Origin of the sequence: Clostridioides sp. GD02377 (assembly GCF_045899875.1) — a bacterium.
In the GTDB taxonomy this organism is placed as follows: Bacteria; Bacillota; Clostridia; order Peptostreptococcales; family Peptostreptococcaceae; genus Clostridioides; species Clostridioides difficile_A.
In genome coordinates this window covers 167,577-179,705 of sequence record NZ_JBJODA010000006.1, presented here as the reverse complement: position 1 = coordinate 179,705, position 12,129 = coordinate 167,577, and the positions used below count along the sequence as shown (strand labels likewise).

11 protein-coding genes and 1 other annotated feature are annotated in these 12,129 nt (G+C 27.2%); of the genes, 6 read left to right on the top strand and 5 right to left on the bottom strand.

The genetic code is table 11. The annotated features are described in order from the left end of the window. Window positions 1-19 precede the first annotated feature (19 nt). Window positions 20-928, bottom strand: a complete 909-nt coding sequence (gene trxB / locus Q3304_RS07035) for a thioredoxin-disulfide reductase (RefSeq protein ID WP_054270581.1) — start codon at window positions 926-928, stop codon at window positions 20-22. Window positions 929-1,784: 856 nt separating this feature from the next. Further along, window positions 1,785-2,016, top strand: a binding site (T-box leader). A gap of 106 nt (window positions 2,017-2,122) precedes the next feature. Here trxB and thrC point away from each other — a divergent pair. From thrC to Q3304_RS07020, 3 genes are all read left to right on the top strand, one after another. Continuing rightward, window positions 2,123-3,604, top strand: coding sequence for a threonine synthase (gene thrC / locus Q3304_RS07030; protein ID WP_407815001.1), 1,482 nt, complete (start codon window positions 2,123-2,125; stop codon window positions 3,602-3,604). 9 nt (window positions 3,605-3,613) lie between these two features. Next, window positions 3,614-4,507, top strand: coding sequence for a homoserine kinase (thrB, locus tag Q3304_RS07025; protein WP_054270583.1), 894 nt, complete (start codon window positions 3,614-3,616; stop codon window positions 4,505-4,507). Window positions 4,508-4,633: 126 nt separating this feature from the next. Beyond that, window positions 4,634-5,692 carry a nitronate monooxygenase family protein gene (locus Q3304_RS07020; protein ID WP_074179651.1) on the top strand — a complete coding sequence of 353 codons (1,059 nt, stop codon included), beginning with the start codon at window positions 4,634-4,636 and terminating at the stop codon, window positions 5,690-5,692. Between the two features lie 165 nt (window positions 5,693-5,857). On the opposite strand, the gene Q3304_RS07015 is transcribed toward Q3304_RS07020, so the two are convergent. Next, complete coding sequence (locus Q3304_RS07015; RefSeq protein ID WP_054270585.1) at window positions 5,858-6,370, bottom strand: flavin reductase family protein; 513 nt, start codon at window positions 6,368-6,370, stop codon at window positions 5,858-5,860. Window positions 6,371-6,889: 519 nt separating this feature from the next. Here Q3304_RS07015 and Q3304_RS07010 point away from each other — a divergent pair. Then, complete coding sequence (locus tag Q3304_RS07010; RefSeq protein WP_021384983.1) at window positions 6,890-7,825, top strand: magnesium transporter CorA family protein; 936 nt, start codon at window positions 6,890-6,892, stop codon at window positions 7,823-7,825. Between the two features lie 91 nt (window positions 7,826-7,916). Here Q3304_RS07010 and Q3304_RS07005 read toward each other — a convergent pair whose 3' ends face one another. Further along, window positions 7,917-9,788 (bottom strand): tetratricopeptide repeat protein, encoded by a 1,872-nt coding sequence (locus Q3304_RS07005; RefSeq protein ID WP_407815002.1) that lies wholly within the window; start codon window positions 9,786-9,788, stop codon window positions 7,917-7,919. A gap of 191 nt (window positions 9,789-9,979) precedes the next feature. Here Q3304_RS07005 and Q3304_RS07000 point away from each other — a divergent pair, with 191 nt between their 5' ends. Continuing rightward, entirely contained in the window at window positions 9,980-10,906 is a 927-nt protein-coding gene (locus Q3304_RS07000; RefSeq protein WP_074179650.1) for an AEC family transporter, read from the top strand. Window positions 10,907-11,044: 138 nt separating this feature from the next. Then, entirely contained in the window at window positions 11,045-11,191 is a 147-nt protein-coding gene (locus tag Q3304_RS06995; RefSeq protein WP_167640550.1) for a hypothetical protein, read from the top strand. A gap of 109 nt (window positions 11,192-11,300) precedes the next feature. Here the strand turns inward: Q3304_RS06995 and Q3304_RS06990 are convergent, their stop codons facing one another. Both Q3304_RS06990 and Q3304_RS06985 read right to left on the bottom strand, forming a co-directional pair. Beyond that, window positions 11,301-11,825, bottom strand: a complete 525-nt coding sequence (locus Q3304_RS06990) for a GNAT family N-acetyltransferase (RefSeq protein WP_054276912.1) — start codon at window positions 11,823-11,825, stop codon at window positions 11,301-11,303. A gap of 46 nt (window positions 11,826-11,871) precedes the next feature. Beyond that, window positions 11,872-12,096 carry a hypothetical protein gene (locus tag Q3304_RS06985; RefSeq protein ID WP_054270588.1) on the bottom strand — a complete coding sequence of 75 codons (225 nt, stop codon included), beginning with the start codon at window positions 12,094-12,096 and terminating at the stop codon, window positions 11,872-11,874. Window positions 12,097-12,129: the final 33 nt, after the last annotated feature.

Genomic DNA, 12,129 nt, shown 5'->3' with positions numbered 1-12,129 from the left:
TTTTTATTTAAAATTTATATTATTCAATATTTATATAATTAGCAGCTTGAACGGCCGCAATTGCTCCATCTGACGCTGCTGTTATTATCTGGCGTAAAAATTTAGTTCTACTATCTCCTGCTACATATACACCTTCTACTGATGTTGTACAAGATTCATCTGAAATTATATATCCACCTTCATCCAAGTCAAGAACATTTTCAAACATTTTATTATTAGGTTTAAGACCTATAGCAATAAAAATACCACTAACATCTATTGTTCTTTTCTCTTCAGTCTTTAAATTCTTTACTTCTATATTTGATACAGTCTTTTCACCTTCTATTTTTTCTACACCATGATTATAAAGTATCTCAATATTCTTTCTTGCCTTTACAGATTTTTCTAATACTTCTTCACCTCTAAAACTGTCTCTTCTATGAATTAAGTACACCTTTGTACAGTTGTTAGCCAAAAATAAAGCATCTTCTAAAGCAGTATTTCCTCCACCTACTATGGCTACTTCTTTATCTTTAAAAAATGCTCCATCGCACGTAGCACAATAAGATACTCCTCTACCTGTAAATTTTTCTTCTCCCTCACAACCTAATTTACGTCTTTCAACTCCATTTGCAAGAATAACAGCCTTTGCTTTATGCTCACCTGAAGATGTCTTTACAACCTTTATCTTTCCTTCAAGATTTATCTCTTCAACCTCATCAAACTGAATATCAACACCTTGAGCGATAGCTTGATTATATATATTATTAGAAAATTCTACCCCAGAAATCTTTTGAACTGCTGGATAATTTTCTACTTCAGATGTACTTGCAACTTGACCTCCATAAATACTTTTTTCAAATACTGTGACACTTAATCCTGCTCTCATAGCATAAATTGCTGAAGTTAAACCTGCTGGTCCAGCACCAATTACAATAATATCTACCATAACATTTTACCTCTCTTTATATTATTATTTCTTATATATTATTCTCATTATTCTTATACTTTACTATTATTATCCATATATACTATAAACAAAACATTATTTTTTATTAATGTATAAAAAGTTTAATTAACCTTTATTTCGATATAAGGATTGTTTTTTATTAGTTAACTTTATTTTACATATATGTAAAAAAACTGCAAATAAAAGTAATTTTTATTTACAGTTCCTACTCATTTATATAATTTAAAACCTTATTGGTTATCATTTACAGTGTCTTCTAATATATTGTTTTCTGATATATATGATAGAATTGAAAGTCCATACATAACCAAAACTAATGCTGCTGTTATAAGTACTATTCCCATATTTAATACCTCCTTTTGTTTACAGTATACTATTATTATGTGAAATACTTGTGAATTTAATTTGAATATAGCTGTAATTTTATATTAACAATTTCTTCAAATTAAATATTCCTAATTATATACTTTTATTAAGTCAATTGTTATTAATAGTTTAAATATTAACATTATTTACTTATATTTATATCATATACCATATAATTACATTTTTCAAATTAAAGTTTTGTAAACTTTTTTTGTAATATAGTGTAGTATAAAACTGTAATATTACAGAGATGTAACTGTTCCCTCTTGATTAGTTATATTAAAAACAGCTTCATTCCTATGAAAACACAAAATCCTAAGAGTTTAAAAACAGTTAAAAAAATATTTTTCTATGACCCAATTTGATTACAATTTTTTTACAATTTAAAAAATATTTTTCCCAAATTTTTATATTAATACTTGACTTTGTCTGTTTTATAATCTAGAATAATTAATAATATTAAGAATATTGAAAGGCTTTGATTAGGAAGAGTAAATCTGAATCGGTTACCAGAGAAGGAAACTATTAGCTGAAATGTTTCCCTAATTAGAAAGATTGAAAACTACCTATGAGCTTCTATCTGAAGTTATCTTAATGATTTTAGTAGGAATAGACGTTTTTATTACTTACGTTAAAGTATCAAGTGGATTTTTTTAAATCAATTTGGGTGGAACCGCGGGAAACAGATTCTCGTCCCTTTTTTAGGGATGAGGGTCTTTTTTTATTACCTAAATTCAGTTTTTAAAATATTCTGTACTTAACTTAATTAGCTAATTAAAAATCTAAAATATATGGAGGATTATAGAAATGTATTATTCAAGTACAAGAGGCACCGAAGAAAAAGTAACTGCATCACAAGCAATAATAAAGGGAATATCAAATGATGGTGGTCTTTATGTCCCAAGTAAATTTCCAAATGTTGAAAATGAACTTATAGATTTAATGAATTTAACGTATTCTCAGATAGCATTCTTTGTGCTTAGTAAATTTTTATGTGATTTTACTGAAGATGAGATTAAAGACTGTATAGAAAATGCATATGACGAAAAGTTTGATTGCACTAGTATAGCTCCATTAAATAAAATAAATGATACTTATTTCTTGGAATTATATCATGGACCAACTTTAGCATTTAAAGATATGGCACTTACTATAATGCCTCATCTTCTTAAAACATCTATTAAGAAAGATAATTTAGAGAAAGATGTTGTGATTCTTACTGCTACATCTGGAGATACAGGAAAGGCTGCTCTTGAGGGATTTAAAGATATTGATAAAATAAAGATAATTGTATTCTTCCCAGAAGATGGTGTAAGTGCAGTACAAAAGCTTCAAATGAAGACTCAGACAGGAAAAAATACGTATGTAGTTGGTATAAAAGGAAATTTTGACGATGCACAATCTGGTGTAAAGAAAATTTTCTCTGATAAAGAATTTAATCAAAAATTATTAGATAATAATTATATACTATCTTCTGCTAATTCAATTAATATAGGAAGACTTCTTCCACAAGTTGCATATTATTTTTATTCATATATGAAATTAGTTGATAAGGGTGAGATAAAGTTAAATGATAAAATAAATTTTGTTGTACCAACTGGTAATTTTGGTAATATTTTAGCTGGATATTATGCTAAACAAATGGGACTTCCAATAAACAAATTGATATGTGCATCAAACGATAATAATGTTCTTTATGATTTCTTTAAAACTGGTATTTATGATAAAAATAGAACATTAAAATTAACGTCTTCTCCTTCTATGGATATATTAATATCTAGTAACTTAGAAAGACTGTTGTTTGAGATATCAAATAGAAACACTGCTATCGTGAATAAACTATTATCTGACCTTAATGATAATGGAGTCTACAAAATAAATGAAGATATGGAAAAAAATTTATCTTCATTTTATGGAGAATATTCAAATGAAAAAGAAGTTAAAGAAACAATAAATAATGTATTTAAAAATTATAACTATTTGATAGATACTCATACTGCTGTTGCATACAATTGTTATGAAAAGTACAAAAAAGAAACTTCTGATAACACAAAAACTGTTATTGTAAGTACTGCAAGTCCATTCAAGTTTTCTGAGGATGTTCTAAAATCTATAGATTGTGATTTTGAGAACCTTGATGACTTCGCTATAATTGATAGATTATCAAGTATTTCTAAAATAGATATACCAAAACCTATTAAAAATCTTAAGGATGCAGAAATACTACATAAAGATATTTGTGAAAAAGATGAATTAAAACTAGCTATAAAAAAATTTTTGAAAGTATAGGTGATTGTTATGTTAGAGATTATAGTACCTGCAACAAGTGCTAATATAGGTCCAGGGTTTGATTGTCTTGGAATTGCATTAAATATATATAATAAATTTTATATTGAAGAAATTGAAAATGGTCTTGAAATAGAAGGCTGTGAAGATGCCTATAAAAACGAAAATAATTTGGTTTATACATCTATGAAGTACTTTTTTGATAGAGTTAAGCCAGACAAAATACCTACTGGCATCAAAATAAAAATTCAAAGTGAAGTCCCTATATGTAGAGGACTTGGTAGTAGTGCATCTTGCATAGTAGCTGGTGTTATAGCTGCAAATGCTCTATCAAATGCTAATTTGGATAAATGCCAGTTGTTAAATATAGCATCAGAAATAGAAGGGCATCCAGATAATGTTGCCCCTGCTATTTTAGGAAATATGATTGTCTCTGTGACTGATAATGATAACATACACTATGATATTATAGAAATTCCTAACGAACTTAAATTTTGTGCAATGATACCTAATTTTAAGTTATCAACTGAAAAAGCTAGAGGTGTTTTACCAAAAGAAATACCTTATTCTGATGGTGTATTTAATGTCAGTAGGGTTGCATTACTTGTATCAGCTCTACTAAACAAAAACTTTGACCTTCTTAAAGTGGCTTGTCAGGATAAATTACATCAAGATTATAGAGGAACTCTAATTGAAAACTACAGTGATATTGTTGAAAAATCTGAGCAATTAAATAGTATTGGAGTCTTTTTAAGTGGAGCTGGGCCTACTATAATGTCTTTAATACAAGAAAATGATGATAATTTTGTAGATAATATGAAAGACTACCTATCAAAATTAAAATCTGATTGGCAAATAAAAGAGTTATGTTGTGATTCTAATGGAGCTGTTTTAAATATTATATAATTATCATCTCATCTATAAAATATAACTACTCTTTTATTATAATTTGTAGTATAATAATTAGGACTAGGTAATAATATTAAGTATTATAATCTAGTTCTTTAAACATGTTTACATTAAGGAGGGATTATCATAAAAGAGTTAATAATTAGAGATTTAGTTGCAAAAGTTCCTATAATTCAAGGTGGAATGGGTGTTGGTATATCTAGATCATCATTAGCTGGTGCAGTTGCTAAGCTTGGTGGTGTTGGTGTAATTTCTGGGGTTCAAATTGGATATGATGAGGAAGATTTTGAAACTAACACTATAAATGCAAATTTAAGAGCTATAAAAAAACATATTTCTAAAGCTAAAGAAATTTCAAATGGTGGTATTATTGGTATTAATTTCATGGTAGCTATGAAAGAATATGAAACATACGTAAAGGAAGCTGTTAAAGCTGGCGTAGACCTTATAATATCTGGAGCTGGATTACCTAATAAGTTACCATCATTGGTAAAAGGAAGTAATGTAAAAATAGCTCCTATCGTTTCAACTGCAAAAGCTGCTAATGTAATTTTAAAGATGTGGGATAGAAAAGAAAAAACTACAGCTGACTTAATAGTTGTTGAAGGTCCAAAAGCTGGTGGTCACCTTGGATACTCTAATGAGGAACTTGATAACATAGATTCTATAGACTATGATAAGGAATTTGTTGAAATCTTAAAGGTTGCAAATACTTATGGAGAAAAATTTGGCAGAAACATTCCAGTTGTTGCTGCTGGTGGTATAACATCAAGTAGCGATGTTAAAAAATATATAGACATGGGAGCAAGTGGTGTACAAGTTGGTACAAGATTTGTTGCTACTTATGAATGTGATGCACATGAGAACTTTAAAATGGCATACATAAATGCTAGTGAAGACGATGTTCATATAGTTAAAAGCCCTGTAGGTCTTCCTGGACGTGCTATAAGAAATAAATTTATAGAAGAAGTTAAAATAACTCGTCCAGAAATAACAAAATGTTACAATTGCTTGATTCCTTGCAATCCAAAAGAAACTCCTTACTGTATTTCTCAAGCTTTAATCAATGCAGTTAAAGGAGATGTTGAAAATTCACTTTTATTTTGTGGAAATGATGCATATAAGATTGACAAGTTAAGTAGTGTTGAAGATGTTATCAATGAATTGATTTCTGAGTTGTAATTTAAAGAGTTATAATTTGAAATTTTATAAAGCTAAGGAGTTTATATATGTTATCGATTAACCTTTGTTAACATATTTACTTCCTTAGCTTTTTTATATGTTTTTATATATCAATATATTTTTTGCAAATCTCCTATTCAACTCAATTTAATAGTAGTCTTATATTTAATCTTCTTTTACAAGAACATTAGTTATTTCAGCTATATATAAAGTGTGGTAATCCTTTTGTGGATACCATCTTCCATCTATACCTTCAGCAATAAAACATTGAGGCTCTATTTTCTGACTATACATCTTTTTACATATAATAGCCATCTTTGCTTCTTTAAAATAAGGTGTCTCATTTAAGTGTTCTATATTAAATCCAATTTGTGATATCTTATCCTCTTCTCTACCAGATACTTTACCACAATATGAAAGCTCTTTACGGAAATCTTCATCAAAAAAAGTAAGAGAAAATTTATCTGTATTATCTATAAACTCCTTAGTATAACGTTGTGGTCTTATTACTACAAAGGCAACATCTTTTCCCCACATAACTCCAAGACCTCCCCAACTAGCAGTCATGGTATTTACTTTGCCTTCTTTTTCTGCTGTTATAAGTGTCCAGTCTTTCCCTATCAATCCAAATGGATTATTTTTAATATCTTCTGCTACAATTTCTTTAAATTCACTCATATCTCAATAACCTCTCATTCTCTTATATTTATGGTACTCTTATTTTCGTTACAAATTATAAATAAAATTTACTTTTGAAAATAAAATACCGTATTTTAAATATATTATTGTAAATAAGTAAATATATAAACACACACTTATTTTTTTAATATATTTAATATTTTCACTCAGAATATATATATTCTTTATTTAAGTTAAATATAACTGTTGTATTTAACATGTAAATTGTGGTAAAAATATTATTTAATCAAATCAAAACTTGATTTATATACCTGGAAAAGGTATTATATTAAAGAGTGCTTAAAATACGAATTTAGTATATAGGTATATAAAATAATAAATAAGGAGAGTGATGGGCAATGGATACTAGTCCGTTGCGGAGAGAATTTTTTACAATCTCATCACTTAATAATATCTAAAATCAAAACTAATACATATATTCAGTTATATAAATTAGCTAATTAATAGATACTATTAAATGATGAGATTTATATAAAACTGAATAAAGGATGTGTTGCCATGATAAGATATTACAAAACTATAGATTCAAAATTAGAGAAACTTAGTTTTTTTGAAGATGGCTGTTGGATAAATCTTGTTGAACCTAATCATAGCGAAATCAACGAAATTTCTAATTTATTGAATATAGATGTAGAAAACATAGAATCTGCACTAGATGAAGAAGAACGCTCAAGAATAGATGTTGAAGACAATCATACTCTTATACTTATAGATATACCAGTAGACGAAAGTGACTCTAATTCTTCTCATTATACTACAATACCCCTAGGTATTATAATAACTAAAGAAGCTATTATAACCGTTTGTAATGCACAGACTAAGATTTTAAACGACTTTATAGTTGGTCATATTAAAGATTTTTTTACATTTAAAAAAACTCGCTTTTTACTTCAAATTCTTCATAAAAATGCAGCTTATTATTTGCATTACTTAAGAAAAATAAATAAGATGACAATCATAATAGAGCGAGAAATTTACAAATCAATGAAAAATAGAGAATTAGTTCAATTATTGGAATTAGAAAAGTCTTTGGTATACTTCTCTACTTCATTAAAATCTAATGAACTGGTTTTAAACAAAATGGTTAGAACTGCTGGTATAAAGAAATACCCAGACGATGAAGACCTATTAGAAGATGTTATAGTCGAAAATAGACAGGCTCTTGATATGGCTAAAATATACGGAGATATATTGAGTAGAATTATGGATGCTTTCAGTGCAATTATAAGTAATAATCAAAATAATGTTATGCAAATTTTAACAGTAGTTACACTAATTTTCTCAATACCTACAATAATATCAGGATTCTTTGGTATGAATGTTATCAATATGCCATTTTCCAATAATCCAAATGGATTTTGGATAATTCTGCTTATTACCTCTATAATATGTATAGTGATTACATTTTTCATGTCAAGAAATAAGCTATTATAAAATATTTATTAAAAAAGCCATTAGAATTAATTGATTTCATTTATTCTAATGGCTTTTATATATTTAAATCTATAGACTCTTATAACGTTTTTTAGTTATCGTGTTCTTCCTCTATAATCATTTCAGTTTCAAGACCTTCTAACATAGAATCTAAACTCTCTTTTATATTTAATATATAAATTGGCACATACTCTTCTTCGTCAATTACTTCCTCTTGTAGTTTAAATGGAGGAATTAATACTTCATCAAAGTTTATATTTAAATTAGGGAAATCTTCTACTATCTCTTCACAATTATCATATCCTTCATTAGCTAAAGAAGTATACATATCTAAACTTTTTTTATAATAAAGGCCTGCAAGCATATACTCACACTTCTTACTTCCATATTTAATACCTTCTTTATAATATTTCTCAGCTTCTACATCATCATTTAATTTCAAATAAATTTGTCCTAAATTATAGATTGATTCAACACAACCTTGTGCTCTAGACTTTTCATACCAAAACTTAGAATTTACATAGTCTTTATAGAACATATCATAAATTAATCCTACCATATGTTGAGCATACACATTATTTTCATTAGCAGGTGTATCAAACATCATCTTAGCTTCTTCTAATTTTCCTTCTCTAAAGTAAATTCTACCTAAGTGTATACGAGCATTCATATGACTTTTACTACTTGCCATCTCAAAATATTTTCTAGCATTTTTTGTATTTCCTAGATTTTCATATATACATCCCAATCTATAACTAGACCTAGTATCTCCATTTTCAGATGCTTTCTTATACCAAATTATAGCTTCTTCGATATTATTTAAATCCTCATAGATATTTCCTAATTTGATTTGACAAGATGCATTATTAGGAATCCTTGAATAGTACGAAATTGCTTTTTCTATATCTTGATTTTGATAATATAAATCTCCAAGATTCTCAAGTGAACTTTTACATCCAACAGCTATAGCATCTTCATAATATTTAATAGCATTTTCATAATCTTTTTCTTCAAAATATATACCTGCCAGATTATTTTTTGCCTCTGTTATATCATCTTCTGCAGCCATTTTGTAATAAATTTTTGCTTTTTCTATATCATTTTCCCTATTATATAAATTAGCAAGTCTATATTTAGAAAGTGTATGATTTTTTTCTATTGCTTTCTCATAATAATAAATTGCATCTCCTAGTTCTTCTTTTCTATCGTATACATATGCAAGTCTGTATTCAGATTTTACATCTTCTCTATCTGCACTTTTTTTATAGTACCTTTCTGCTTCTTCTAAATTATCATTTATTTCCATAATCATACCTAAGTTAAAGCAACCTTTCATATGACCTGATTTATACAATTGTTTATATAGACTCACTGTCGATTTGTTATCTTTCTTTTTTCCATTTAATATTGCTAAATTATATTTTGCATCATCATCTAAAAGTACAGAACCTTTTTTATAATACTCATATGCTTCATCATCCTTCTCCAAAAAAGTATATAATACTCCTAGATTAAAACAAGCTTTCCCTAAGTTATTGTCTGCTGCTGCTTTTAACCATTTTTCACTTCTTATAAAATCCTTCATTTTAAAATGGCATACACCCAAATTATTTTGTGCTGGTAAATATCCTAAAGTTGCTATCTTTTCATACCAATATATGGCATACTCATAACCATCCAATCTATAATACATATTACCTAAATCAAAAGCGGCATCCTCACTTCCATTTTTATATGCCATTGAGTACCATTTTTCGGCTTCTTTAAATTGTTTTTTACTTTCATATATATTTCCCAAAGTATATTGAGATTTTACATAATTATCTAATGCTGCACTCTTATATAATTCTATTGCACTTTCTGTCTTACCCATCTTTTCAAGAAGAGCCCCTTTAGCATGTATCACTTTCGGGTCACTAGATATATTTTTTATTTTTTTTATAGAAAATTTTGTATTTTTCATTATTAGCTACCTACCCATTTTATAAAATATAATCTCTCAAACATTATTATACATTATAATCCATAATTAATGCTATAATATTGAATTTTTACCTTTTGTCACTATATTGTAACATTAGATTTTAAATTTTATAATCATTAGATTTTATTATATAATTGGTATATAATGTATATATAGGGAGGGGACATTTTATGAACTTCAGCAATATTTTTATTCAAGTGGCAGTTTTATTTATAATTATTTTAGTTGGATATTTTGTCAGAAAATTCAACTTATTAGATGACCACTGCACATCTAAACTTTCAAACTTGACAATGACGGTTTTTTTGCCATCAATGATAATTAGCTCCATGCAAATTAACTTTGATAATAAAATGATACAAAAAATACTATTGTTATTATTTACATCTCTGATTATGTATATGGTCTCAATTATAATTGCATTTTTATTAAAATACGTTTTGAAATGCGACAATAAAAAAGATTTGGGGATATATCAGTATATAGTTGTTTTTTCAAATGTTGCTTTTATGGGCTATCCTGTAATTGAAGCTGTTCTAGGCCATGAAGCGATATTCTATACTGCTATATTCAATCTACCATTTAACTTGTTTTCTTTTACTTTAGGAATTTACCTTCTATCTAAAGGTAGTACAAACAAAAGTTTTTCAATGAAATCACTTATAAGCCCTGCTACAATAGCTGTGGTTATTGGACTTTTTTTATTTGTGACAGGACTTAGATTACCTCAATTTATAAATGACCCGCTTAAGATGTTAGGAAACATCACTACACCAATATCAATGATTATCATTGGAAGTTTACTTGCTAATTCTTCAGCTCTAGATTGTTTTATCAATAAAAAATTATATCTAGTCACTTTTATAAGATTATTAGTACTTCCTGTGATTGTATATTTTATTCTAAAGGGATGGATAGATGATAAGATGATTTTAGCTATACCAGTAGTAATTTCTTCAATGCCTGCCGCCGCAAATACTGCTATAATGGCTAATCAATATGATTCCAATATAACATTAGCTTCACAATGTGTGTTTTTTACAACACTATTTTCAGTTATATCTATACCTTTTATAAGTATTTTATTGTTATCTTGATTTATTCTTTTATGTATTATATAATAACATATTCAATAAATTACAAATATAAACATTTTATTGTAGCATATTGATGGAATTTTTTCCTAGATATTTGTCAATAATATCTATATGTATTATAGAATAGGAGGCTTAAATATGGATTTAGATTTACTCTTTAAAATAGTATTTGCTATAGTTGCTATAGGTGTTTCTGTAAAAATTATAAAGACTGTTGCTAGTCTAGCTTTTAAAATAGCTTTGATATTGCTAATAATTTTATTTGTATATAGAATGTTTTTATAAACATTTAAAAATAAGTTTTTTAATATAATAGAGAAGTAGAATAAATTATCTTTAATGAAAATTTATATTAAAGACAATTTATTCTACTTCTCTATTCCTATCAGACTCTTTAAATCAAATTTTTATTATATCTTCCCATAACATAGGTATCTTCAAATTTTCCATCTCTAATTACAGCATATCTTTTAATACCCTCTACTTCAAAACCTAATTTTTTATATAAATTTAATCCCTTTTCATTATCCACAATTACTTCTAATCCTACTCTAGCTAACATAATCCAATTATCTGCTATATCTAAAAGCTGCTCTATTAGTTTTTTTCCTACTCCTCTTCTATGATAATTCTCATCCACAGTTATTCCTAGTTCTGCACTATGTCTTAATCTTGGAGAGGAATTTACATGTAAACCAGCAAAACCTATTACAGTTTTTTCTCCATTGTTATCAATCTCAGCAACAAACATGTAATCATTTTCTCCTAAAGAATTCAACATAGTTATAGTTTTATCTACTCTATCACTCATTAGAGCCAAAGTATTTCTCATAACACCATATGTCCTTCTCATTTCATTAACAGCTTGTGCATCTTCACTCCTTATAGGTCTTATTATTATATCTATAGGATTACTCATATTAAATTCCCCCTACTAAAAAAATTTTATTTAAATTTTATAATCCTTATTTTATACTATTTAAATCTATGTATGCTTCTATTTGAGGCACATATATCATATTATCTTTTATATGTGTACTTCCAAATTCTTTTAACTCTACACCTTCTTTATCTTTAGTTATTTTATATCTAATTGACTCTTTTCCTTCAATTAATTCTGCATGAAAAAACATGCCTTCATATTGCTTGAATCTAAAATTGAAGTTATCTTTAGTAAGTTTTATTACCATATTTTTATCTACTCCTTATATAGTTAATATTTT